Consider the following 23,457-nt stretch of genomic DNA (forward strand, 5'->3'; position numbering starts at 1 on the left):
CACCGGCAGGACGGCTGGCCTCAGGCTGGCAGGGTGACGGTTCCGAGGCGCACGATGTCGATCGAGGCGTCACCGCGGCGAATCGCGACGTCGCGGTCGCTGCGGTTGACGATCGTCACGTGATCGGTGGTCGCAGTGACCGATAGCCAACGTCCGCGGTACTGCACCTGGAACGCCAAGCGCGTCCATCCGGGCGCGAGCACCGGATCGAGATGCAGCGTTCCGTCGACGACCTGCAGGCCGCCGAAGCCGTGGACGGCTGCGATCCACGTCCCAGCCATCGAGGTCGTGTGGCAGCCGTCTTCGGTGTCGTGGTTGTAGTCGTCGAGGTCGAGGCGTGCGGTTCGCAGCAGCATCTCGTGCGCTTTGTCGAGGCGTCCGAGCCGCACGGCGAGTACGGCGTGCACCGACGGTGACAGCGACGACTCGTGCACGGTGCGCGGCTCGTAGAAGTCGAAGTTGCGCCGCAGCGTGTCGAGATCGAAGCGGTCCTCGAACACCCACAGACCCTGCAGCACGTCGGCTTGCTTGATGAACGGTGAGCGCAGGATCCGATCCCACGACCAGTGCTGGTTCAGCGGCCGCTCGACCGGATCGAGGTCGGCGACCGTGAGGTGCTCCTTGTCGAGGTAGCCGTCCTGCTGGAGGAACACGTCTCGCTCGGGATCGTGCGGGAGGCGGATCCCGTCCGCGATCGACGTCCAGCGGGCCGGCTCGTTCGCTGCGTCGAAGCCGATCTCGGTCAGGACCTGGTCGATCCGGACCGGGTCGATCGACCGAGCGTGTTCGATCGCGTCGAGCGTGTAGCGCAGCGTCCACTGGGCGATCAGGTTCGTGTACCAGTTGTTGTCGACGTTGTTCTCGTACTCGTTCGGCCCGGTCACGCCGAGCATCACCCACGACCCGTCGACCTGCGACTGCGACACCCGTTGCGCCCAGAACCTCGAGATCGCGACGAGTACCTCGATGCCTCCCTCGAGCAGGTGCGCGTCGTCGCCGGTGTAGCGGATGTAGTTGAAGATCGCGAACGCGATCGCCCCGTTGCGGTGGATCTCCTCGAAGGTGATCTCCCACTCGTTGTGGCACTCCTCGCCGTTGATCGTCACCATCGGGTACAGCGCAGCGCCGTCGCGGAACCCCAGCTTCGCGGCGTTCTCGATCGCCTTGTCGAGGTGACGATGTCGGTACCGGAGGAGGTTCTTGGCGACCTCGTGTTCGGCGGTGGCGAGGTAGAACGGCAGGCAGAACGCTTCGGTGTCCCAGTAGGTGACGCCGCCGTACTTCTCGCCGGTGAAGCCCTTGGGTCCGATGTTGAGATCGGGGTCGTCGCCGGTGAAGGTGGAGTTGAGCCCGAAGATGTTGAAGCGGATGCCTTGCTGGGCGGCCGGGTCGCCGTCGATGACGACGTCGCTGATCTCCCACCGCCGTTCCCATGCGGCGCGGTGTTCCGCTCGGAGCAGGTCGAAGCCGACCGAGATCGCGTCGTCGAGTTCGTGATGCGCTGCGCCGACCAACTCCGCTCCCGCGGCCCCCGGTCGGTCGCGCGTCGAGATGGTCGAACCGAACTTCACGATTTCGATCGTCTGCCCCCGGTCGACGTCGATCGATGTCGTCGCCGACGCGAACCGATCACGGGTGCTCGGCCGCCACTGCTCCGCGGGTACGGGTTCGGGTGCTCTGCCCACGCCGATCAGGACGTCGGCGGACGTGGCGACCACGAACTCGGTCTTCTTCGTCGAGGTGATCATCGTGGTCCGCGAGCCGTCGACCGATTCCTCGACGCGGTTCCAGAACCCTTCGTCGTAGTTCGAGTCCTCGTTGACCACGTCACCGTCGACCTGCGACTCGATCGAAACCGACGCTGGTCCGTCGAGCACGGTCAGGCGATAGCGCAACACACCGAGGTGGCGCCGCGTCATCGAGATGAAGCGCACTGACTCGATCGCCACGCTGCGTCCGTTCGCGAGGACGGCGCGGACGTGGCGCTCGAGTTCACCGGTTCGCAGGTGGAGCTCTCGTCGGTAGTCGACGATCTCGGCCGTCGCGAGATCGACCGGCTCGCCGTCGACGAGCAGATCCAGCGCCTTCCAATCGGGCGCGTTGAGGACCTTCGCGAAGTAGTCCGGGTAGCCGTTCTTCCACCAGCCGACACGGGTCGGATCGGGGTAGTAGACGCCAGCCAGGTAATTGCCGCGGAGGGTGTCACCGGAGTAGCGCTCCTCGTGATTGCCGCGCCCGCCGAAGTGCCCGTTGCCGAGGCTGAACAAGCTCTCGTAGATGCGATGTCGGGTTGCGTCGAAGCCGTGCTGTACGACCGCCCAAGGGTCCGGAGTCACCAGGTCTTTCACACGTCGCAGGCTACGACGGTCGACGATGCCGCGCCGCGCTGTCTACAGTCGTGGGCGCCCACCGACCTTCGGCTGTGCGATGCCGGCCGATGCGCACCATGACCTCGACCCTTCCCGCCCGATCCGACGCACGTTTCACCGACTCGCTGTGGGTGTCCGACCTCGGGGGCTGGCAGCTGACCGAAACCGGCTGGGAGGTCGAGCACGCCGTCGCAGTCGGCTCCAACTTCATGTGTGGCAACGGATATCTCGGCTATCGAGCCACCTGGCCCGAGCAGCGCGCCGACGGCTACGTCGCGCTGGTGGTGAGTGACACCTACGACTGCGCCGACGGTCACTGGCGCGAGCTGACCACCGCGCCGAATCCGCTGTACGTCGAGGTCAGCATCGACGGCGTCGCGCTGCGCATCGAGGACGCGGTCGACGTCGAGGCGACGCTCGATCTCGCCGCCGGGGAGTTCCGGGCGCGCCGGCGCCACGTCGTCGGCGACGTCGATGTTACGCTCGACGTCGCGCGCTTCGCCAGCCTCGCTGACCTGCATCTGCTCGGCCAGCGGCTGTCGATCACGCTCGATCGTCCGGCGCGTGTCGACGTGAGCGCCGGTGTCGATCTCGTGCCGTGGAGTCTCAACGGGGTGCACCTCCCGAGCGTCGATCACGAGTGGGACAGCTCGGGTGGCCGGTCGATCGTGACGGCGTTCGCCACGACGGTGGAGAGCGGCATCGAGATCGCGACGGCCACGTCCGTCGCCGTCGACGCGAGCGCCGCGACGAACTGGACGCCGCTCGATGTCGAGCTGGCGGCAGTCGAGCCGGCGGACGGGCGGGCCGTCACGTCGCAGGTCGGGACCTGCGACGCGGGGACCCTCGTGGTCGACCTCGTCGCGGCGGTGGCGTCGTCGAACGACGGTGTGGCACCGCGCCCCTTCGTCGTCGACGCCGTCCGAGTGGGCGGTGAGGACGTCTTCGATGCGTGTCGCGACCGGAACCGGCGCGCGTGGGGGCAGGTGTGGGACCAGACCGACGTGGTCATCGAGGGTTCGATCACCGACCAGGCGGCACTCCGCTTCAGTGCGTTCCACAATCGGATCTGTACCCCCGCGCACACCGATCACCTGCCGATCGGCGCTCGGGGGTTGTCGTGTCAGGCGTACCAGGGAGCGGCGTTCTGGGACCAAGAGGTGTACAACCTGCCGGCGTTCCTGGCGACCGACCCGGAGATCGCCCGGTCGCTGCTGGTGTACCGACATCGCACGCTCGACGGCGCACGTCGCAAGGCGGCGCGGCTCGGCTACGACGGCGCGTACTACGCCTGGATCTCGGGGACCACCGGCGACGAGCTGTGCCCCGACGTGTTCTTCCACGACGTGCTGACCGGGCGGCCGATCCGCAACCACTTCAACGTCTGGCAGATGCACATCGCGCCCGACATCGTGACGACGCTGCAGCGCTACCTCGACGTCACCGACGATGTCGACTTCCTCGTCGACCACGGTGCCGAGATCGCGTTCGAGGTCGCCAAGTTCCTGCGCTCGTTCGTCCGCTACGACGACTGGCGCGGCACGTTCCACAACATCCGACTGCTCGGACCCGACGAGTGGCACGAGAACGTCGACGACAACGCGTTCACCAACTATCAGACGCACGCTGCGCTCGACGTCGCGATCGGCATCCACGAGCGTCTCGCCGTCAGCCACCCGCAGCAGCTGCGAGAGCTCTGCGAGCGGATCGGCGTCACCGACGACGACCTCGATGCGTGGAGACGGGTTCGAGAACGACTGCATCTGCCGCAGCCCGATCCCGACACCGGGTTGATCGAGCAGTTCGACGGGTTCTTCGACCTCGAAGACGTCACGCCCGATGTCGTGCGGTCGCGTCTGCTCGATCCGTCCGAGTACTGGGGTTGGCCGAACGGTGTAGCGGTGCGGACGCAGGTGTCGAAGCAGGCCGACGTCGCGATGTTGGTGTGGTTGCACGCCGACCGTTTCGACGACGCGGTCGCCGCGGCGAACTACGAGTACTACGAGCCGCGCTGCTCGCACAACTCGTCGCTCAGCCATGCCGCCTACGGGATGGTTTCCGCTCGGCTGGGGCGCGCCGAGGTGGCGCTCGGCCACTTCCGCGCCACCGCCACCGTCGACCTGCTCAACGCGAATCACGCGGTGGTCGCCGGCACCTTCATCGGCGGCATCCACACCGCGGCGTGCGCAGGCACGGTGCAGTTGGCCGTCTACGGCATCGGCGGTTTGCGCTTCGACGATGACACGTTGGTGATCGCCCCGGCACTGCCGTCGTCGTGGCGCTCGATCTCGTATCCGCTGCGCTGGCGCGGCCAGCGGGTGCGCGTGACGGTGACGCCGGACGAGGTGCGTGTCGTCACTGCCGCCGCGAACGACGCGGCGGTGCGAGTTCGGGTCGGCGACGCGTCCGAGGATGTCGCGCCGGGAGCCATGGTCGCGCTCGGACGCTGAGGGCGGCGCCCGTTCGTTCGCCGCGAGCCGAACTCGCCGGTTCTGCCGTTCCGGTTCGCACGGCGCGGTTAGGCCGGCCGGTCAGACATCGAGCGCGTCGGCGATGACGGCAGCGGCGGCGGCGACACCCGAGCCACCGATCGGTGCGCCGAGCGCGAGGAGCGCCGCTTCGACCGTGCCGAGCGTGCCGAGGAGCATCGGGGGGTTGAGGTGACCCATGTGGCCGATGCGAAATCGGGGCTCGTCGCCGCCGATCCCGAGACCGAGCGTGAGGCCGGCCTGTTCTTCGCAGATCGCTCGCAGCCGGTCGGCATCGATGCTGCCGGTGCGCACGGTCGTGGTCGCGTGTGAGCGTGACGCCCGCTCGGCGATGTTGCACGAGATGCCGTCATCGGTCGCCCAGGCATCGACGGCTGCCCAGACCGACGACGCCAGGATCTCGTGGCGGTTCCACACCGACTCCAACCCCTCCTCGAAGATCATGTCGAGTGCTTCGCGCAGCGCGTACAGGTGCGAGATCGGCGGGGTGCCGTTGTAGAGCTGGTAGTGCGCGTCGACGTTGCGTCGTGACGCCCAGTCGAAGTAGCCGACGCGCATGTCGGCCCGCGCGTGTGCGGCCAGGGCCTTCTCGCCCGCCCAGACGAAGCCGATTCCCGGCGGTGTCATCAGGCCTTTCTGGCTGGCGGCCACGGTGAGATCGACGCCCCACTCGTCCATCTCGTAGCGATCGCACCCGAGCGACGCGATCGCATCGACCATCAGCAGCGCCGGGTGCCGGGCGGCATCGATCGCTCGGCGGATCGCCGCGATGTCGTTGCGCACCCCGGTCGCCGTATCGGTGAGGACGACGAGGATGCTCTTGATGTCATGATCGACGTCGTCGGCGAGGCGGGCCTCGACGGCGGCAGGATCGACGGCGTGTCCCGGAACCGACGCGAGTACCTCGACGTCGGCTCCGCTCAACGCGGCCTGCTCGCCCCACACCACGGCGAACGTTCCCGACTCGAGCACGAGGATCTTCTCGCCGCGGCGCATCGTGTTCGACACCGCCATCTGCCAGGCGGCGTGGCCGTTGCCGATGACGATGAACACCTCCCCGTCGGTGCGAGCGATCTTCGGAAGATCCTCGAAGATGCTGTTCGACACGTCGACCAGCGGACCCTCGTAGATGTTGGGCATCGGACGCTGCATCGCCGCGAGCACACGATCGGGGATGATCGAAGGGCCGGGAATGGCGACGTGGGGTCGTCCGTGGCGGAGCGTCATGCGGCGAGGCTACGGTCGCCGGATATGGACGGCGCATTTCGGTATTCCTCCCACGAGCGCCTTCCGGTCGAGGTGTTGATCTTCCAGGTCGACCCGAGCCACGTCGAGGAGTTCTTGCGCGTCGACCACGAGGTGTGGACGCTCGGAGAGGCGTTCCTCGACGGCTTCGATGCGATTCCGTTCGTGTCGAAGGAGGTGTGGCTCGACGACTCCAAGCCCGGTGAGATCACGATCGTCTTCGTCTGGGAGTCGATCGAAGCGTGGATGGAAGTCGGTGACGGCGAGGTGCAACGAGCGTTGCAAGCGGCCTTCGACGAGCGCTTCACCCATCCGGTCGAACTCGTCCGTGCACTCCACGAGGAGTCCGACTACGGCATCCACCGCTGGAGCCGCTTCGAACGCACCTGACCCCAGAAAGGTCATGGTGCCAGGCACGATGACCTTTCGTGTTGCTCTTCTCGTCGCGGTAGGTTCTCCCGGTGGGGTTGTCGGCGGCATCGCTGGAATGGCTGCGATCCGTGCACGACGCAGCGTCGTCTCCCGCCGGGGTGGCCGACCCGCTCGACACCGCGCTCGAACTCGGCCAGATCGCCGCGCAGATCCCCGCCTGGCAGGAGCCGATGCGTGCGATCATGGCGAAGTTGCTCGGCGCATCGTCGCAGCCGTCGTCGACAGCACGATCCCGAATCGAGCGATGCCCGCAGGTGGTCGACGTCGACTTCCCCAACCTGGCGATGACGCGCGCCGAATGGGTGCGGAACTCGTTGCACCTCACGCTCGCTCCCGCATCCCCCGACCCGAGCCACATCACCGAGTTCCGCATCGTGGGCGTCGAGCCCCGGATCTGGTGGCAGACGGGCATCGACGGGGCGGCGACCGACGTGCGCAGTGATTGCGTCGTGGTGCGCTCACCACTGGTCGCCGGCGACCTCGCCTTCACTCCCGGCAGTTACTAGCAGGGTGCTGAAAAACCCGGATTGGTGCTCGCGTTCTGTGTCTGGATGGAAAAGAATGGGGTCATGCGTGGAACGCCTGATCGTCAGCTTGCTCTGTTGTCGTCGTTGAGCACCGAGGACCTGATCCCGGCCGAGCACCCGATCCGGAGGATCCGTGTGGTGGTCGACACCGTGCTTGCCTCGATGGACACTTCGTTCGAGGCGATGTATGCGACGTCGGGACGTCCGTCGGTGCCGCCGGAGCAGTTGTTGAAGGCGTCGGTGTTGATGGCGATGTACTCGATGCGTTCCGAGCGGGCGTTCTGCGAACGCCTCAACTACGACATGTTGTTCAAGTGGTTCCTCGACCTCCCGATCGATGCAGCTTCGTTCGACGCTTCGACGTTCTCCAAGAACCGCCAACGCCTCCTCGACGCTGACATCGCCGACGAGTTCTTCGCCGCCGTGGTCCGCCAGGCGAAGCTGCGCCGGTACATGTCGTCGGATCATTTCTCCGTCGACGGCACCTTGTTGCAGGCGTGGGCGTCGCACAAGTCGTTCAAGCCCAAAGACGACTCGGGCAGCGACAACAACGAGGGCCCAAAGGGCCGCAACTCCGAGGTGCAGTGGCACGGCCAGAAACGCTCGAACGACACGCACGCGTCGACGACCGATCCGGACGCACGCTTGTATCGCAAGTCGAACAACACCGCCGCCCAGCTCTGCTACGCCGGTCACCTCTTGATCGAGCACCGCTCGGCGTTGATCGCCGATGCCGAGGTGACAGCGGCGACCGGGTTCGCAGAACGTGACTGCGCGATCGACATGTTGAAACGACTGCCGAAGAGTGGTCGGCGAAGAACGGTGGCGGGCGACAAGAACTACGACACGAAGAACTTCGTGAAAGACGTTCGCGCCGCCGGGTTCACGCCGCACGTCGCGCAGAACAACACCAACCGAAGATCGGCGATCGACGCCAGAACGACCCGCCACGCCGGCTACACCGTGTCGCAGCGGATCCGAAAGCGGGTGGAGGAACCGTTCGGCTGGATCAAGACAGTCGGCCAGGGCCGCAAGGTCCGCTACATCGGCAACGACCGGAACCGGGCCTGGTTCAAGATGGAAGCCGCCGTCTACAACCTGATCCGGATCACGGCCCTCGACGCCGCAACCGGATGAAGATCACCTCGGCAAGGTCGCCACCGGCCGCCTCCGGAGTCGGGGATCAGTGAGCGATCACCCGAAACCGACAACGGAGATCCCCGAAAACTGACATCGAAGACCAAGCCAGCGCAATGACAACGAGGCGGGCCGCCCTCGATCCGGGCGTCCCGCCCTCAGACCCCGAATTTCAGCACCCTGCTAGCTGGTGCCACGCCAGACGACGCATCGGGAGTGTTCGCGAGCGGCACGTTGGGGCAGGCGATCTCGCTCGACCGGCCCACTGATACTCACAGTGATGATGCGCTCGGCCAACTCTCCGTTGACCTCACACACTTCGCATGATATGTGGGTGTCGTTTGGGCTCGTAATGTGCCTGCGAGCGGGCTCGATGGTGAGGAGCTCGTGATGCGTTGGAAGCCGGTTGTGGTGCAGTCCGAGAGGTCGGATGGGTCGCTGGTGGTGACGGTCGGTCATCCGCTGGTTGACGCGTATCTCGAGTTTCTTCGGGCTCGGGCGAGGCCGAACACGATCCGGGCGGTGGCGTTCGATTTGAAGGTGTTCTTCTCGTTCGTCGACAAGACGCCGGTGCGGGTGACCGCCGCGGATGTGATGGCGTTCATCACTGCTCAGCGCAACGGTGATGGTGGCGGCAAGGTGGTGTCGATCGATCGGTCGGAGGGGTTGTCGCCGCGCACGATCCGTCGACGGTTGTCGTCGGTGTCGGGGTTCTACGCGTATCTGATGGTCCGCGATGACACCTCGGTGACGCGGAACCCGGTGCCGCGTGGGTTGGTGACTCGTCATCAACGGTCGGGGCCGCGTCGTCGAGCACCGTTGGTGCGCACGCCGGTGACGTTGCCGAAGGTGTTGTCACCGGGCGATGTGGATCGGTTGGTGGCGGCGTTGCGGACCGAGCGTGATCGGGCGATGGTCGATGCGATGCTGCTCGGCGGGTTGCGGCGTTGTGAGGTGCTGGGGTTGCGGCTCGAAGATGTCCGCTCGGCAGAACGCAAGGTGTTCATCGCCGATGGCAAGGGCGGCCGGCAACGACTGATCCCGATGTCGGCACGGTTCTTCACGACCCTGGCGCGTTATCTCGACCAGGAACGCCCGACCGACGCGTCGACGGATGCGGTGTTCGTGGTGCTGCGCGGTCCGACGCGTGGGGCGCCGTTGTCGGCGTTCGGGCTCGATGAGATCATGCGCGGTGCTCGCCGCCGCGCCGGTCTCGCCCAGGCGTCGTGTCACCAGTTGCGCCACACGTGTTTCACCCGGCTGCGTGAGGCGGGCATGTCGATCGAGGCGTTGCAGGCCCAGGCCGGTCACGCCTCGATCGAAACGACTCGGATGTATCTGCACCTGACGAACGACTGGCTGGCGAGCGAATACCTGAAGGCCAGCACACGCATCGACGCCGACCGGTCGGCGGTGACCCGATGAACGCCGTCGCTGCCGTCGTTGGCCCGGTCGAGCGGCCGAAGGTCGCCTCGAGCTGGGAGCAGATCGAGGCTGCGGTTCCGCAGTTGGCGGCGACGATGCTGGCCTATTTGGCCCAGGTCACGGTGTCTTTTCGGCCCGCGACCGTGACTGCGACGGACACCGACCTGCGGATCTTCGCCGGGTTCCTCATCGGCCACGACCCGGCGTTGGGTTGCGTCGCGGACATCGACCGCTCCCACGTCGAAGCGTTCAAGGTCTGGCAGCACGCCCAGCCTGGCATCAAGGGGCAACCGTTCAAGACGACCTCGTTCCGGCGGCGTCTCGGGAGTCTGCGCATGTTCTTCATTCGCATCATCGAGTGGGACTGGGACGACGCTCCGGCGAGAGTGCCGATCTTCTTCGGTGATGTCCCCAAACGTGATGAGTCACTGCCGAAGTTCCTCGACGACGGCGACTACACCAAGTTCATGCGCGCCCTCGCGGATGAACCTGCGCTGCATCGTCGCCTCGGTGTCGACATGCTCGCTCGCACCGGCATGCGCGTCGGTGAACTCTGCGCCCTCGAAGCCGACGCCGTGTCGATCATGGACGGCGAACCCTGGCTGCGCATCCCCGTCGGCAAGCTCCACAACGACCGCTTCATCCCGTTGCACCCGCACCTCGTCGAACTCATCGCCGAATATCGAGCAAGTGACGGACCGTTCACCCCCGGCCGGCTCCTGTCCGGAGCCGAAGGACTATTGAACCGCTACACCGTCGACAGCTGGGTCAAGAGCGTCGCCAAGCGAGCCGGGATCACCAGCACCGTTCACCCGCATCGGCTCCGCCACACCTTCGCCACCCAAGCCATCAACCGCGGCATGACCATCGACGTCATCGCTGCCCTGCTCGGGCATCGATCCTTGGACATGACGCGCCGCTACGCGCAGATCTCCAACCGCGTTGTCGCCAACGAATACGCGGCCGTCGCCGCCAAGGTCGAAGCGCTCTACAGCACCGACGCACCACTGCCGGCCGACACGATCGGGCCGAACATGCGCCGCATGAGCAACGAAGTCCACCACCGCCTCCTCGGCAACGGCTGGTGCCAACGACCCGCGCAGCTCGACTGCAGCTTCGAATCGATCTGCGAGTCCTGCGTCCACTTCACCACCGACGCCACCTTCCAGCCCGTCGTGCTCCGCCAACGCGATCACGCCGCCGCCAACGACCAGACCAGCCGGGCCGAACTCTTCACCAATCTGCTCGCCGAGATCGGAGACCCGACATGACCGCCAACTCTTCCTTGACAACCGTCACCTACATATCGCCGGCGATGCGGCGCGGGCCGGGGCGCTCTGGGTCGTGATTATCGCTCGGGTGCCGGCGGTAAATCGACCGATCGGAAGTGCCTCGGTACGAGCGTGTTGGCTGGGAGCGATGCAGGTGCCGTCGGAGTTGACTCGTTCTCGCCGCGTCATTGGTGGTGTCGAATCTGGGGGAGGTTCCAGGCAAATGGGTGCGCGGTCAGCTGAGGCAATGGTGGACTGGTAGGGCAGCGTCGGTGTGGTGGTGGCATGATCGCACCCGTGCGCCCGGCGGGCACCGGGCGCACGGACCGCCAAGTGGTGCGTGTCGATCAGAAGCGGTAGCTGCTCGGTGCGCTTGTGGACAACCCGATCTGGCCGGTCTCGGTTTCGTACGTGAGCTGGGGGGGAGTCTCGCCGGCGGGGACGTCGACCCGAGTGAACCGGCCGAGGTCGGTGGCGATTTGCTCGGTGATCTCGGCAGTGCTGGTAGCTGTCTCCGGTGCGAGCGGCGCAGCGGCCGCCTCGTCTGATGGGATGGTGCTGGCCGAAACGATTCCTGACGTTGTGAGCGACGGGTCGCCGACACGTTCGGCTTCGGCTGTGTCGTGCCACACCAGCAGCACCGTGTTCCCGTCGATGTCGAAGGCCGCGATCAGGTTGTCCTGGTATGCCCCACCGATGCCTGTCTCGCTGAAGGAGAAGTGGCATTGCTGGGTCGGAGCGTCGACGCACATCGCGACGGCACCGCTCCCCGACGGACCGGGTGTCAGGCTGCGCACCGAGACCCGGGTGCCGTCGGCGAAGGTCACTTCGTCGAGCACGTCAAGTGCGGCGGCGCTGTCGGTGATCGATGCGCCTGCGGCAACGAAGGCGTCGCGGCTCGTCGCCGCCACACCTTCGGCGACGGCGATCACCTCGTTGGGGGTAGCGCGTCCGGCAACGGTGATGATCTGGTCGCCTTCGATCCACTCGATGTTCGTGAACGGACCGAGTGCGTCTGGCGGTTGGATCCGAACGTTGCGTTCGATCCCGCCGATCTGCTGTCGCTCGAATCCTTCGCGATCCTGTAGGAGCGAGTCGAGTGTCTCGTTGCTCGCGTGCGGGAGACTCGTGACGCTGACGAAGCCACCTGGCTGACCGTCGGTCCGGTTGAGCCAGATGTCCGTCGCGACCCCGACCTCGGTAGGGGCGGCGTCGGTGTCGGTGTTGTCGAACTGGTTTGAGTACACCGGCATGGCGTTCAGGTTCGTGATCTCGTATCCGTCCGGAAGGTGGGCGGGCAGCACGAACCCGGTGAGGTCGGCGAGCGGGTCGTCGACATCCGCTGCGGTCGGTGGGGCGAGCGTGCCCGGTGGGCTGGCGGCCGGTTCGGATACGGACGGCTGCGGGCCCGGTTGGGACACGGCGGGGTCGTCGGGTTGGTTCGTGACGACGAGTCCGGCCACACCGAGGCCGAGCACACCAGCCGCAGCGGCGGCGACAAGGGTGCGTGAGCGGTGGTCGGTGGGTTCGTGTCGTCCGAGGAGGTTCGCATCGGTCGGTTCGGACTGCGGGGAGGGGGCGGCGGTCATCAGTGCGTCGAGGGCGTGGATGATCGGTGTATGGAGTTCGGCGTCGTCGTTGCGGCGGGTGCGGAGGTCGTTCATGAGAGTTCCTTTCGGAGTTGGTGGCGGGCCCGGGCAAGGTGCCGTCGGACAGTGGCGGGGGCGATGTCGAGAAGCTGGGCGACCTGCCGCGAGTCGAGGTCTTCCCAGTAGGTGAAGTAGATAGCAGCGCGCTGTTGCACGCTGAGGTCGGCGACCGCACGCCGCAGGTCGACGTCGGGTGCCGCCGGCTCGGGAATGCTGTTCGGTCGACCGGCGGCGGCTCGCAGGTCTCGGGCCTGCTGTCGCTGTCGGGAACGGTGCTGGTCGGCGGCGATGTTGGTGATCGTGCGCATCAGATAGGCCCGCAGGTTGTTGATGTCGTGACCGCCGTCGAGCCGGTGCGTGACCCGGTGGAAGGCGATCGACACGACATCGTGTGCGTCGTGTGGGCCGACGATCACCGTCGCGAATCGGGTCAGGTCTGCGACGTGTTCGGACCACAGGTCCGCGTGCCTATTCTCGGGTGGGGTCACCGGGTCGGGCTCCGCTTCAGCGGGTCGATCCCACCGGTCGGGCCCCGGCGGTGCGGAAAGCTGGTCGTGTCGTGTCATCACACCCTGAAGACGTCAGCACCGCCGTCAAGCGTGCACACGCGTCCCCCGAAATGTCGTCATCGACGGCGCTGGAGTAGCGACCTGAAGCGTCTGAGCGGCGCTCTCCACTTCTCGATTCGACTCGCGGCCTGCGATCGAGATGCACGCGGTGTGTCGACGACGACTGCGAACCTGGGCCACGGTTTTCCGTTGCGCGTACGTCAGCCGCATGCCGTGCGGCAGAAGTCGATCTCGATGTCGGTGGAGGCAATGACGCCGGTGGCGTCGATCCATTCGACGGTGACGGGTCCTTCGACGTCGACGTATTCGCTGAACAGCAGGTTGGGTGAGGCGTCGATGGGTCGGGTTGGGGTTTCGACGAGTTTCGTGCCGTTCTGCGAGACCCGTACAGCGGTGACGGTGGCTGGGGCGATGCCGGTGACGAGTGCACGATCGTCGACGATCTTGGCGAAGGTCTGTTCGCCGATGGCGCCGGTGCAAGCGCTCTCGATGTAGCCGAGGCCGACACATTCGCTGCCATCGCTGTGCCTCCCCACCAAGAGGGTGTCAGCGTCGTTGCTGCTTGCGTCGTATACGTTGCCGTGTTTCTCGTCGGGCACCGAAACGATCCAGGGGATCGTGGCCGGGCCGGGAACGCGCCTCACCCCTTCGGCGATCTCGAGGAGGTTGTCGGGTGCGTCGTTGGCGGCTTTGACCCACACGAGCACTCCGGGGCGTTCGGTCCAGGCGACGTAGCGGGAACCTGCGTAGGCGTAGGTCACCGCTGCTTGCCCTCTCACCTCGACGTCCTCGATTGACGCATCGCCGAGCTCGGGGTCGTTGCCCCACTTTCTGGCGTAGTCGATCGGGGCGATGTCGGTGAACGTGGTGCCGATCTCGACGTCGAGCCCGCCAGCGTCCGCGCCGCCTGAGTTGTCGACGGTGCCGACGCTCGGGTAGCGGGTGATCCCGACACCGGCGTAGCCCTCGAGCTTGTCGCACGTCGCGCCGGTTGCGTCGAGGGTGGTGCAGCGCACGAGTCGCCCGAACTCGTCGAGTGAGACCACTGGCGTACCGAGTCGTTCGGGGCCGACGTAGAAGTCGGACAATCCGGCGGCGACAGGCAGGTCGGCGTACGGGTTGCACGGCCCGGTGTTGTTCTCCTCACATGAGACCACGGGATACGTACCGACTGGTGGAGCGATCTCGTACTCGACGACCTCCGACCCGGGAGTGCTCTCGGCGGGCGGCGGAAGCTGCGATGGTTCGCTCGCTGCGGGGGTCGGGGATGGGTCGCGTTGGGCGACGGACAGCCCGGCGACGACGAGCACGATTGCTGCGGCCGCTCCGAGGATTCCGGTCATCCTGCGCCGCGACGGCGGTGACGGGGTCGCAGCGAGGTCGAAGACGAGGAGTTCACCGTCGGTGTCCGATTCGCTGCCGCCGCTGCTGGTGGTCGCTGTCGATGGGGTGTCGAGCAGGGGCATGACGGTGGCGAACGTGGTGCGGAGGCGGGCGTCGAGTTCGTCGTCGCTGAGGGTGTTGTCGAGTTCGGTGTTCATCGTGCGATCTCTTTCTTCAGTTGGGCGAGTGCCCGGTGCAGGGTGGACTTGACGGTTCCGGCGGGCCAGTCGAGGGCGGCGGCGATTTGGGCTTCGCTCAGGTCTTCCCAATAGCGGAGCGCGACGACGGCGCGTTGTCGTGGCGGAAGGCGAGAGACGGCTTGCCAGGTTTCGTCGATCTCGGGGATCCCGGACAGCGGCAACTGGTCGGGGCGGTAACGCGTGGCGGTGTGGCGTCGCCGCTGCACCTTGATCGAGAGGTTCACGACCGAGCGTTGCAGGTAGCCGCCCGGGTTGCTCACGCGATGAGCGTTGCGATGCAGACCCGCGAACGCGTCCTGTACGACGTCTTCTGCACGGTGGCGATCGAGCGTGATCGCCGTCGCCAACCGGGTCAGACGGACACGATGCTCGCGGAAAAGACGATCGACATCGATTCCTGTCGCGCCATCGGCGGGGGTATCTCGTGGTTGTCGGCCGAGTATCGGATCGCCGATGATCCGATCAGCCATCGCCAGATTGTGCTCCATACTTCGACCTGACCGACAACAGGGCCGATTGGTTCCAAGTTCCTGAAACGCTCGCACGGCGTTCGGGCAACAATGGGGTATGAGCGCAACGGATGCCGAGATCATCGCTGCCTCGATCGATGTGCCGGTCCGATTCGCCACGATCTTTGATCGTCACTCCGATGCGATCCGACGGTTCGCGGTCGCCAGGGTCGGGTTCGGTGCCGCTGACGATGTCTCCGCCGAGGTGTTTCGTATCGCGTTCGAGCGTCGCGACTCCTTCGACCTCGGCACACGGGATGCCCTGCCTTGGCTGTACGGCATCGCAGCGAACCTGGTGCGTCGCGAGCTGAGGGGGCGAGCGCGCGGGTATGCAGCGCTCGAGCGGCTCGGTGGCCGCCGCGACCTTCCCGGTGAGCCGTTGCTCGATATCGCGTCGCAGATCGATGCCCGAGCGGACCTGTTGGCGTTGCGTGACGCACTGTTGACGTTGTCGGCGGACGAGCTCGACGTGCTCCTGCTGGTGGCGTGGGAGCAACTCAGCCCGACTGCTGCGGCCGCCGTGCTCGGCATCCCGCCCGAAACTGCCCGCACACGGCTGCACCGGGCCCGACAACGAATCCGAAACCACACTGGCGACCAGCCAACCGACGTGGAGGTAGCAACTGATGTCACTCGATGAACTCAACGACGACCAACTTGACCGGCGGTTGCGTGAACTGCTCCCGCCGTCGCCGCGCTCACGATCTTGGGAACGCGTCCAGCGCGACCGGTTGATCCACTTCATCACCACCGGCCACGTCAACCTCCCGAACGACGCGCCCACGTCGGCGGATGAACCCGGGGCAAGCGGTCTGCTGCTCGAATTGACGACCCCACGGCAGGATCGTGCGCCGTCTCGAATCTGGTTGTTCGCAGGAGCGGCAGCAGCGGTGACCATCCTGGTGGTCGGGCTGTTGGCTGTTCAGCGTCCCGCAGACGCACCGGCGCCGGCACAGCAGCCCGCAACCACGACCCCGGCGACCACCGCAACGCCGTCGCAGGTGCCGGCGCTGCCTGCGAGCGCTCTCGCTCCAGATCAGTTCGGCGTCGTTTCCGATTCGTGGCCGACCGCTCCCACAGCCTCGGCGATGTGGGGCGGCCAACTCGGGTGGGACAATGCGACCGCCGCTGAGGCACTGGTCGCTCGACGCGATGGTGACCTGCTGCGCGACGGCATCGCATTGTCGGTCCGCTCAGATGCCTCCAGCGACCAGCTTCGAGGAACACCGCAACAGGCAACCGTGGCCGGAGTCCCGGTGGAGATCTACGTCGAGAACGGATCGCCGGCGATCACCACCGTGGTGCTGCCAGGCACACCTACGGTGACTGTGTCGGGTCTCGACCCGATCTCGTTTTTGGAAGCGGCCGGCGAGTTCCCCGTGTACGGGCAACGAGTCGACGACGATGGCGAAGTCACGTTCGGGATCGGCCAGTTGCCCGACGGCTACGAAGTGATCGCACCGCCAGAACGACTGCCGCTCGGGTCCCTCAACGCCTTCACCCGTGCCAGGGACGGCGTCGGCGTCGATGGTGATGGCATCACCGTGTGGGTCGAGGTTCGCAATCCACTCATCGTCTACGCCCAAGCCGGTGACCTCCAACAGGTGGACATCAACGGCACGGGCGGCTGGCTGTACGACCAGGGCCCCGCCTCGAACGTGATGTGGCAAGCCAGCGACACCACGTGGGCGAACGTCGGGGGCGCCTCCAGCGCCGACGTCGCGATGGAGTTCGCCCGCTCGATCGAGTTCGTCGACGAGGCCACCTGGACCGAACGATACGACGTTGCTCAGCCAGCGTTCCCCACCCGCGATGAGGCCCTCTCAGCTCCTGTGTCGACGCTTCCCGAACCCACGACGCTCATCGTGTCGCGCACCGAAGTCGCCTCCGCCCCAACCGACAAACCGGTCGCCTGCGGCGACACGCCACCGAGCGATGAGACGCTCGCGGGCAGCCCGACTGCCTCCAGTCCCGATGACGCACTCGCCGCGTTCCTCAACACCGATACAGCCAGCACCCTGTTCAAGCTCGGCTACGACGAACTCACCATCACGGCCAGTGGCGCCCATAGATACGAGCGGTACAACGACACTGGCAACCTGGTCACCGTAATCGAGGTCTCCGCAACTGCCGACGGTTGGCGAGCGACACGCGTCGAGGCAAGCCCCTGCTGACCCACCCCCCAGCAGGAACCCGAGATGTGTGGCATCACACAGCAGCCACAATCCGCGCCGGTGTCCGGTGGCGCATGTACGCCTGAGCCCGTGGCTTCCCACCGGTCCAGGGCACTCGATAAGGCCGATCAATAACCCGCACCCGAAGTCGGATCGTCCCGCACAGTCCGGCCCAAGTCCCGCGCCACGAAATCACGGGTCCGGTTCGATGGTCGAGCTGCGCTGCGGCTGTCGATACGCTGGGCGATCATTGGCCGTGGCCGGTCTCTGAAATCGCATCCCCGTGTGGGCGGACTGGGTGGCGGCGGCGATCGCTGCGATCGTCGTGCTCAACGTGAACGTCACGACCGCAGGTGACCCGCTCAGCGGGGTCGGACTCTCGGCCGGAGCCACCTCGGCCGGAGACCACCTCGGCGGGGACCACCGAAGGCGCGCGTGCCGCGTTCTACGGTGCGCTCGTCGTGTATCTGATGCTGGCGCTCGGCATGGCGCGACTCGTCAGGGTTGCTGTCCTCGTGAGCGACGCGGCGGTACTGCGCCGACCGTGGTGCGCCCTCCGAACGCGCCAAGACGGGATTGCCGAGGAGCGCCTGGCGCCCAGGACGCTTGGTTCTCCTCCGTCGCGGGCCTCGCGCATGTGAACGTCGTCTCGTGTCGGTCGACACCGCTCTCGAACCCCGACGGCGGCCAGACTTCTCGTCGGTCCTTCCGGTCGTCGTGACGCGAGGGCGTACGATCGAGTCGGTGTTGGCGACGCTGGGTGATCTGATCGAGGACGTCGTCGTCCGCCTGGGCGGGCCGATCAACGTCGCGTCCGACACCGCGTCGATCATCACCCGCCGTCGCGGTGGGAGCGCGGCGAACGTCGCTGCGTCGGCGCGGTCTGCAGGAGCGCCGCCTGGTGCGGTGCGCTTCCTCGGCCAGGTCGGAGACGATGTGATCGGTGACGCCCTCGTCGCGGACCTGCACTCGCTCGGCGTCGACACGACACATGTGCGCCACGCCGGCACGACCGGCACCATCATCGTCCTCGTCGACGAGGACGGCGAACGCACGATGCTCACCGATCGCCGCACCTGTACGGCACTCGATCATCCCGAGCCCGAGTGGCTCGACGGTGTGACGACGCTGCACGTCCCGCTGTATTCCTTCGCCGACGGAGCGACGGCGGCGACGGCGCGAACCGTCGTGGATTGGGCGCACCGCCGGTCGATCGCCGTCACGGTCGACTTGTCGTCGACGGCACTGCTGCGTGCCTTCGGCGCGAGCGCGGTCCGTGACCTCGTCGCCAGCCTCGAGCCGCAGGTCGTGTTTGCGAACCACGACGAGGCCGCGGCCGTTGGTCTGCCCGAGCTCGCTCTCGATGCGATCACCGTGGTCAAGGACGGTCCGCGGCCCGCCGTGATCCGGGTCCCCGGTAGCGATCAGGTCGATGAGTTCATGCTTGCCGTCCCGGCGATCTCCATCGCTCACGTCGAGGACTCGACCGGAGCCGGCGATGCGTTCGCCGCGGGCTTCCTCGCCGCCGACTGGCGAGTCGACCCGATCGCCGCGTGTGCGTCCGCGCATCGCTGCGCGCACACGTTGTTGACGACAACGAGACTCGACACCCAGATCTCGTGATCGAGCCGCGCACGATCGGACGCGTTCCGACACGATCGCGGCGTTGATCACCCGCGAGAGTGGCAGCGCCACCGGCACTCGCCGTCGGCCGTTCACCACCGCGCATCAACGCGCCACACTGCGAACACGGAGGGATCACGCCATGTCCGATCAGGAAGTCGACTACGAAGATCTGACCACGATGCGTCTCGACGACGACGCGCTCGCCGAGATGCTCGCCGCTGGCGGCGAGTGCGTCTTCAACTGGACCACGAAGGAGGGGTATCCCGTCGGAGTGGTCGTCGCGTTCGTGTATCACGACGGGAAGTTCTTCACGACCTGCGCCGAGCGTCGCAAGCGCGTGCCGGCGTTGCGCTCCCGGCCACAGTCCGGAATCGTGATCAACACCGGCGGCAAGACAGCGACGTTCAAGGGTGACTCGGTCGTGCATGCGAACGGCGATCCGGGATTCGACGAGTTGAAGGAGTGGTTCTACACCACCCTTTCCCGTGTCGATCAGCAACCCGATGACCCGTACCGCCAGAGCTTCAAGAAGTTCCTCGATTCGCCGCACCGGGTGATCATCGAGACCGACGCTCGCTTGGTCGTCGCGTTCGACACCAAGAAGTTCCAGCGATTCACGATGGAAGCCATGGCTGCCGGTCAAGGCGCCGACTGACGCGTTCGCTGCCGACCCCGCGGCCCCACCGAGCTGCGTTCGTTCGGGAGCAGAAGTACCCCAATCCTGTGGCAGACCTCGACCTCAGGGGGCCACATGGTCAACCAACGGAGGATGAACGGGCGGCCGACGTGGTCCTTGCAACGTCCGGGTGAGTCGACTGAGACCGACGCTGAAGGGTGCACGATCGCGAGTCAGGACAACGCCAGTGCCGACTTGAGGTCGCGTCGGCCCGACACGCCGAGCTTCTCGTAGACGCGTTGGAGGTGATTCTCGATCGTTCGTACCGAGACGCCCAGATTCTCGGCGATCTCCCGGTTCGTCAGGCCCTGCGCTGCCCGAGTCGCGACATCGAGTTCTCGGTCGGTCACCTCGACGGGTCGTGTCGGGCGATCGAGCGTCACCAGCCACTCCTCCCCTGTTGCCGCCTGGGCAGCAGCAGCCGATCGCCGACAACGGGTAGCGGACCGCTTGTCGCCGCGCTCGCTGAACAGGTCCGCGGCCATCAGCGCGGCTTCGGCAGCGAACAGGTCCGCATCGATGTCGGCGAAGTCGGCAGCGACCGATTCCAGGGCGTCGGGGTCGTTCTCCGAGTTCGCCTCCGCGAGCCGGAGACGAAGCGGAACCAACGGGCCCTGACACTCGCGCACGGGCGCCCATTCGTCGAGGGACACCGGAGCGTCGAGGCGGAGGAGATCGTGCAGCACACCGCTGGCGAGGACGATGGAATCGGCCGCAACCGCCTCGTCGAGTGTCGCTCGGAGCAGGTCGGCCGCCCGAGCTCGCTCCTCGCGGCTGACACAGAGCCAGGCCTCCGCGCGGTGCACCTCGACGCCCATCATCTTGGCGGGATGATCGGGTACCGACTCGAGTTCCGCCCACGCCGCTTCGGCGCGTTGGGCGTCACCGCGCATCGCTGAGCAGGTGACGACACCGGCCAGCGACCACCGACGAGGGCCATCGTGATGCAGTGCAGTGAATGCCGCTGCAGCTTCGGTGAACAACTCGACGGCATCGGAGAGCGCCCCGCGCATCATGCGCACGCGGCCAAGGATCATCGAGAACCATGCTTGGCCGACCCGCAGCCCGTCAGCGACCGAGACGTCGTAGGCGATTCGAGCAAGCCCCTCGGCATCGGCGAGCTCACCAGCTTCCGACATCGCCATCGCCTGCGACACGATGAAGATGCCGGGGTCGGTCAGCGCCAACTCGCCGTCGAGGGCGCTACAGGCGGCGAACGCGTCCTGGGCGAGTTCCTTCGCGTCATTGCAGCGGCCCACGAGCATCAGCGCGCACGTGCCGGCGATGCTCGCCGTGACGAACGTACGGCCGGAGCGTTCGCCATCCAGGAACGGCGTCGCCAACTCCAACGCGACACCGACCTGGCCCTGATTCGAGGCCATCAGCGCTCGGGTCGCCCGGATCTCGTCACGCCATGGGCCGGGATCGAGGCGACGCTCCGCAGCGACGAGGAGGGCCTCGGTCGCCGCAGCGTCACCGAGACCCCAGAACATCGCACGGGCGCGAAGGATCGCGACCAGCGCACGATCGGCATCGGAGCACGCGGTATCGGCTGCGTCGATGTTGCTGAGCACGCGTTCGGCCTGCCGTGGTCGTCCGCTGTCGACGAACGCCCCGCTCAGGATCAGGGCAGCTTCGACAGCGTCGTCCTCGAGCGCGCGTGTAGCGAGTTCGATGGCAAGTCGTTCCTGGTTGTCGTAGAGCGCACGTCGGGCGGCGAGGACCATGTCGGCGGATACGACCGTGCCGCCGGCACGCAACTGCCATGTCACCGAACGGACGATGTCATCGCGACGTCGCATCGGGGTCGTCTCGATGATCGACAGCAGCTGCTGGCATCGCTGCGCACTGCGAGCTTCACCGAGCTGACGACGGGTGACGTCGCCGTAGATCGGATGTGCCAGTCGAACGTCTCGTCGCAACTCGTCGGTGACGGCCTCGACGAGGCCAGAGTCCTCCGCCGCTACCAACGCATCGATACCGACGTGGGCCACGAGCGGGACGAATCCCAGGGGCTCGCCGAGCGCTACCAGTTCGACCACGCCGCGAGCGTCGTCGGCGAGCAGGTCGAGACGCGCTCCGACGATCTCGTCGAGCCGCGTCGAGTGTGGCTGCTCGGTCAACTGCCAGAGGCCCTCGCTGTGGATGAGCGTTCCATCGTTCAGTCCGGAGCGAACGAGTTCGCGCAACGTGAGCGGTGACCCGTGTGTTGATTCCCAGAACGTGCGGCGACAGGGCGCGGCGATCGGCCCGTCCAGCACCAGGTCGAGCACCTGGTCGACGTCGTTGCGGGTGAGATCCGCAAGGTCGATCCGTTCGACGTGGTCGTCCTTCCAGAGCGCAGTGATGGCGTGCGGTGCCGTCTCACCGGTCCGCACCGTGGTGATGAGTGTGACCTGCTGTCGGGTCACGAGCGAGTGCACGACGGCGGCGGCGTCGTCATCGAGCTCATGTGCATCATCGAGCACGAGGATCGGGCGCGTCGCGCCGGTCGCGGACTGCAGCACGGCACCCACAGCGATGCTCTGCGAGGTCGTGGCGGCAATCCGAACGACGGTGGTCGACTCCTCGTAGAGGTCGGCGACCTCTCGGGCGATCCGTGTCTTGCCGACGCCGGCTGGTCCGGCGAGAACCACGCCCCGCTGCACATCGAGCAACGTGCGGCATCGAGACACGGTGCCAGCGCGACCGACCAATGGCCAGTCCGAAGATGCTGCACCAAGCATGAGGTCACAGTATTCGCCACGGCACCTCGGCGCGTCGAGTTCGGTCGGGCCTGGGCTCGACGTGGTGATGATCACGGTCGGGCGGGTTCGGGCTGAGTAGCGACTACTCATGACGGGTCGTCGGTGTTGCGCGCACGCTGAGATCGCGCGGTGACACCGGTGACCGCCTGACCCAAGGAGACCTCGATGGGATTGTTCAAGCAGATGAAGCAGGCCAAGGACGCGGTCGCTGCCGCTCCCGACCTGATCCAGAATGCGCAAGCGATGCAGCAGGCGCAGATCGACGCAGCACACGCTCAGCAGGCTGCAGCCGCCGCGGCTGCGAATGCGGCGGCCGCGACCGGTGGTGGTGATTTCGAGCCGATCGCCGGGGTGTCGATCGAGTTGTACGCCGACATCTCTCGCGCCCTCAACGATCGCGGTGGTGATCAAGCGTTGGCGCCGGTGATCGCGGCGGAGCATGGTGTCGATCAGGCGTCGTGGGATGAAGCCGTGGCGGGCTGGAACGCTCGTATGCAGACCAACCCGACGGTGGGGACGCGCTTCGGTGCCCTGTGGCGCGGTGTCGGCTGAGGGCTGATCGATGGGTTTCTTCAAGGATGTTCGCAAGCTCCAGCAGGCTGGTCGCGAGGCGTCGAAGCACTTCGATCCGGCGGCGCAGATGCGAGCGGCGTCGGCCCAGATGTCGCAGATGGCCGATCAAGCGACGCTGATGTCGACGGGCGAGGCTGCGACAGCGACGGTGTCGGCGATTCGCAATACGTCGACGATGATCAACGCGAATCAACTGTGCGAGGTCGACCTGCTGGTGATGCCATCGGTTGGTGCGCCGTTTCCTGCAACGGCGACCGTCCAGGGGGCGGCGGGCGTGGCCGGACTCGTGCCCGGGACACGGCTCAGCGTTCGCTACGACCCGTCGGTTCCTACGTCCGTGGCGATCGTCGGACCCGCCTGAACGACAGCCCCGGAGCGCTCATGCTGCCGCCGTCAACACCTGGGGTCTGACCCCAGCTGTTCAACACGTGGGGTCTGACCCCAGCTGTTCAACAC

The 23,457-nt window shown here is 66.5% G+C and carries 20 protein-coding genes; 13 read left to right on the forward strand and 7 right to left on the reverse strand.

What is annotated here, in order from left to right; translation table 11 throughout:
* Nucleotides 1–20: 20 nt before the first annotated feature.
* Nucleotides 21–2,348: a family 65 glycosyl hydrolase domain-containing protein gene (locus tag ACE37B_RS20670; protein WP_409925226.1), complete on the reverse strand. Its 2,328-nt coding sequence runs from the start codon at nt 2,346–2,348 to the stop codon at nt 21–23.
* Nucleotides 2,349–2,437: 89 nt separating this feature from the next.
* On the opposite strand from ACE37B_RS20670, the gene ACE37B_RS20675 reads away from it, so the two are divergent.
* A complete protein-coding gene (locus ACE37B_RS20675) occupies nt 2,438–4,819 on the forward strand; it encodes a glycosyl hydrolase family 65 protein (protein ID WP_409925227.1) in 2,382 nt (793 codons plus the stop codon).
* Nucleotides 4,820–4,900: 81 nt separating this feature from the next.
* Here ACE37B_RS20675 and ACE37B_RS20680 read toward each other — a convergent pair whose 3' ends face one another.
* A complete protein-coding gene (locus ACE37B_RS20680; protein ID WP_409925228.1) occupies nt 4,901–6,085 on the reverse strand; it encodes a pyridoxal-phosphate-dependent aminotransferase family protein in 1,185 nt (394 codons plus the stop codon).
* Between the two features lie 24 nt (nt 6,086–6,109).
* Between ACE37B_RS20680 and ACE37B_RS20685 the strand changes: the two genes are divergently transcribed.
* From ACE37B_RS20685 to ACE37B_RS20705, 5 genes are all read left to right on the forward strand, one after another.
* The gene (locus ACE37B_RS20685) at nt 6,110–6,493 is read left to right on the forward strand and encodes a TIGR03792 family protein (RefSeq protein WP_409925229.1); all 384 of its coding nucleotides are present in this window, start codon (nt 6,110–6,112) and stop codon (nt 6,491–6,493) included.
* A 71-nt stretch (nt 6,494–6,564) separates the two neighbouring features.
* A complete protein-coding gene (locus tag ACE37B_RS20690) occupies nt 6,565–7,041 on the forward strand; it encodes a hypothetical protein (RefSeq protein WP_409925230.1) in 477 nt (158 codons plus the stop codon).
* Between the two features lie 63 nt (nt 7,042–7,104).
* The gene (locus ACE37B_RS20695) at nt 7,105–8,199 is read left to right on the forward strand and encodes an IS5 family transposase (RefSeq protein WP_409922866.1); all 1,095 of its coding nucleotides are present in this window, start codon (nt 7,105–7,107) and stop codon (nt 8,197–8,199) included.
* Between the two features lie 390 nt (nt 8,200–8,589).
* Entirely contained in the window at nt 8,590–9,624 is a 1,035-nt protein-coding gene (locus tag ACE37B_RS20700) for a tyrosine-type recombinase/integrase (protein ID WP_409925231.1), read from the forward strand.
* On the forward strand, nt 9,621–10,895 hold the full coding sequence (locus tag ACE37B_RS20705) for a tyrosine-type recombinase/integrase (RefSeq protein WP_409925232.1): 1,275 nt from the start codon (nt 9,621–9,623) through the stop codon (nt 10,893–10,895). The genes ACE37B_RS20700 and ACE37B_RS20705 overlap by 4 nt, the downstream gene beginning before the upstream one ends.
* Nucleotides 10,896–11,242: 347 nt before the next feature.
* Here ACE37B_RS20705 and ACE37B_RS20710 read toward each other — a convergent pair whose 3' ends face one another.
* From ACE37B_RS20710 to ACE37B_RS20725, 4 genes are all read right to left on the reverse strand, one after another.
* Nucleotides 11,243–12,559 (reverse strand): hypothetical protein, encoded by a 1,317-nt coding sequence (locus ACE37B_RS20710; RefSeq protein WP_409925233.1) that lies wholly within the window; start codon nt 12,557–12,559, stop codon nt 11,243–11,245.
* Nucleotides 12,556–13,110, reverse strand: coding sequence for an RNA polymerase sigma factor (locus ACE37B_RS20715; RefSeq protein ID WP_409925234.1), 555 nt, complete (start codon nt 13,108–13,110; stop codon nt 12,556–12,558). The genes ACE37B_RS20710 and ACE37B_RS20715 overlap by 4 nt, the downstream gene beginning before the upstream one ends.
* 203 nt (nt 13,111–13,313) lie before the next feature.
* Complete coding sequence (locus ACE37B_RS20720) at nt 13,314–14,654, reverse strand: hypothetical protein (RefSeq protein WP_409925235.1); 1,341 nt, start codon at nt 14,652–14,654, stop codon at nt 13,314–13,316.
* A complete protein-coding gene (locus tag ACE37B_RS20725; RefSeq protein ID WP_409925257.1) occupies nt 14,651–15,043 on the reverse strand; it encodes an RNA polymerase sigma factor in 393 nt (130 codons plus the stop codon). The genes ACE37B_RS20720 and ACE37B_RS20725 overlap by 4 nt, the downstream gene beginning before the upstream one ends.
* Here ACE37B_RS20725 and ACE37B_RS20730 point away from each other — a divergent pair.
* The 5 genes from ACE37B_RS20730 to ACE37B_RS20750 all read left to right on the forward strand — a co-directional run bounded on the left by ACE37B_RS20730 (nt 14,960) and on the right by ACE37B_RS20750 (nt 19,660).
* Nucleotides 14,960–15,196, forward strand: a complete 237-nt coding sequence (locus tag ACE37B_RS20730; RefSeq protein WP_409925258.1) for a hypothetical protein — start codon at nt 14,960–14,962, stop codon at nt 15,194–15,196. The two genes, ACE37B_RS20725 and ACE37B_RS20730, sit on opposite strands and share 84 nt — an antisense overlap.
* Before the next feature lie 67 nt (nt 15,197–15,263).
* The gene (locus ACE37B_RS20735; RefSeq protein ID WP_409925236.1) at nt 15,264–15,845 is read left to right on the forward strand and encodes an RNA polymerase sigma factor; all 582 of its coding nucleotides are present in this window, start codon (nt 15,264–15,266) and stop codon (nt 15,843–15,845) included.
* The gene (locus ACE37B_RS20740) at nt 15,832–17,379 is read left to right on the forward strand and encodes a hypothetical protein (protein WP_409925237.1); all 1,548 of its coding nucleotides are present in this window, start codon (nt 15,832–15,834) and stop codon (nt 17,377–17,379) included. The genes ACE37B_RS20735 and ACE37B_RS20740 overlap by 14 nt, the downstream gene beginning before the upstream one ends.
* A 744-nt stretch (nt 17,380–18,123) precedes the next feature.
* Entirely contained in the window at nt 18,124–19,002 is an 879-nt protein-coding gene (locus tag ACE37B_RS20745; RefSeq protein ID WP_409925238.1) for a carbohydrate kinase family protein, read from the forward strand.
* Nucleotides 19,003–19,144: 142 nt separating this feature from the next.
* On the forward strand, nt 19,145–19,660 hold the full coding sequence (locus tag ACE37B_RS20750; protein ID WP_409925239.1) for a hypothetical protein: 516 nt from the start codon (nt 19,145–19,147) through the stop codon (nt 19,658–19,660).
* Nucleotides 19,661–19,854: 194 nt separating this feature from the next.
* On the opposite strand, the gene ACE37B_RS20755 is transcribed toward ACE37B_RS20750, so the two are convergent.
* On the reverse strand, nt 19,855–22,407 hold the full coding sequence (locus ACE37B_RS20755) for a LuxR C-terminal-related transcriptional regulator (RefSeq protein ID WP_409925240.1): 2,553 nt from the start codon (nt 22,405–22,407) through the stop codon (nt 19,855–19,857).
* A gap of 186 nt (nt 22,408–22,593) precedes the next feature.
* On the opposite strand from ACE37B_RS20755, the gene ACE37B_RS20760 reads away from it, so the two are divergent.
* Nucleotides 22,594–22,980, forward strand: coding sequence for a hypothetical protein (locus ACE37B_RS20760; protein WP_409925241.1), 387 nt, complete (start codon nt 22,594–22,596; stop codon nt 22,978–22,980).
* A gap of 10 nt (nt 22,981–22,990) precedes the next feature.
* Nucleotides 22,991–23,362 carry a hypothetical protein gene (locus tag ACE37B_RS20765; RefSeq protein ID WP_409925242.1) on the forward strand — a complete coding sequence of 124 codons (372 nt, stop codon included), beginning with the start codon at nt 22,991–22,993 and terminating at the stop codon, nt 23,360–23,362.
* The last annotated feature ends 95 nt before the right edge of the window (nt 23,363–23,457 follow it).

This window comes from Ilumatobacter sp. (assembly GCF_046290335.1).
In the GTDB taxonomy this organism is placed as follows: Bacteria; Actinomycetota; Acidimicrobiia; order Acidimicrobiales; family Ilumatobacteraceae; genus Ilumatobacter_A.

Excerpts from the sequence above, each read along its gene's own strand:
- ACE37B_RS20675 (WP_409925227.1), top strand. The coding sequence starts at position 2,438 with ATGCGCACCATGACCTCGACCCTTCCCGCCCGATCCGACGCACGTTTC.
- ACE37B_RS20680 (WP_409925228.1), bottom strand. The coding sequence starts at position 6,085 with ATGACGCTCCGCCACGGACGACCCCACGTCGCCATTCCCGGCCCTTCG.
- ACE37B_RS20685 (WP_409925229.1), top strand. The coding sequence starts at position 6,110 with ATGGACGGCGCATTTCGGTATTCCTCCCACGAGCGCCTTCCGGTCGAG.
- ACE37B_RS20695 (WP_409922866.1), top strand. The coding sequence starts at position 7,105 with ATGCGTGGAACGCCTGATCGTCAGCTTGCTCTGTTGTCGTCGTTGAGC.
- ACE37B_RS20700 (WP_409925231.1), top strand. The coding sequence starts at position 8,590 with ATGCGTTGGAAGCCGGTTGTGGTGCAGTCCGAGAGGTCGGATGGGTCG.
- ACE37B_RS20705 (WP_409925232.1), top strand. The coding sequence starts at position 9,621 with ATGAACGCCGTCGCTGCCGTCGTTGGCCCGGTCGAGCGGCCGAAGGTC.
- ACE37B_RS20710 (WP_409925233.1), bottom strand. The coding sequence starts at position 12,559 with ATGAACGACCTCCGCACCCGCCGCAACGACGACGCCGAACTCCATACA.
- ACE37B_RS20715 (WP_409925234.1), bottom strand. The coding sequence starts at position 13,110 with ATGACACGACACGACCAGCTTTCCGCACCGCCGGGGCCCGACCGGTGG.
- ACE37B_RS20720 (WP_409925235.1), bottom strand. The coding sequence starts at position 14,654 with ATGAACACCGAACTCGACAACACCCTCAGCGACGACGAACTCGACGCC.
- ACE37B_RS20730 (WP_409925258.1), top strand. The coding sequence starts at position 14,960 with ATGAGCGTTGCGATGCAGACCCGCGAACGCGTCCTGTACGACGTCTTC.
- ACE37B_RS20735 (WP_409925236.1), top strand. The coding sequence starts at position 15,264 with ATGAGCGCAACGGATGCCGAGATCATCGCTGCCTCGATCGATGTGCCG.
- ACE37B_RS20740 (WP_409925237.1), top strand. The coding sequence starts at position 15,832 with ATGTCACTCGATGAACTCAACGACGACCAACTTGACCGGCGGTTGCGT.
- ACE37B_RS20750 (WP_409925239.1), top strand. The coding sequence starts at position 19,145 with ATGTCCGATCAGGAAGTCGACTACGAAGATCTGACCACGATGCGTCTC.
- ACE37B_RS20755 (WP_409925240.1), bottom strand. The coding sequence starts at position 22,407 with ATGCTTGGTGCAGCATCTTCGGACTGGCCATTGGTCGGTCGCGCTGGC.
- ACE37B_RS20760 (WP_409925241.1), top strand. The coding sequence starts at position 22,594 with ATGGGATTGTTCAAGCAGATGAAGCAGGCCAAGGACGCGGTCGCTGCC.
- ACE37B_RS20765 (WP_409925242.1), top strand. The coding sequence starts at position 22,991 with ATGGGTTTCTTCAAGGATGTTCGCAAGCTCCAGCAGGCTGGTCGCGAG.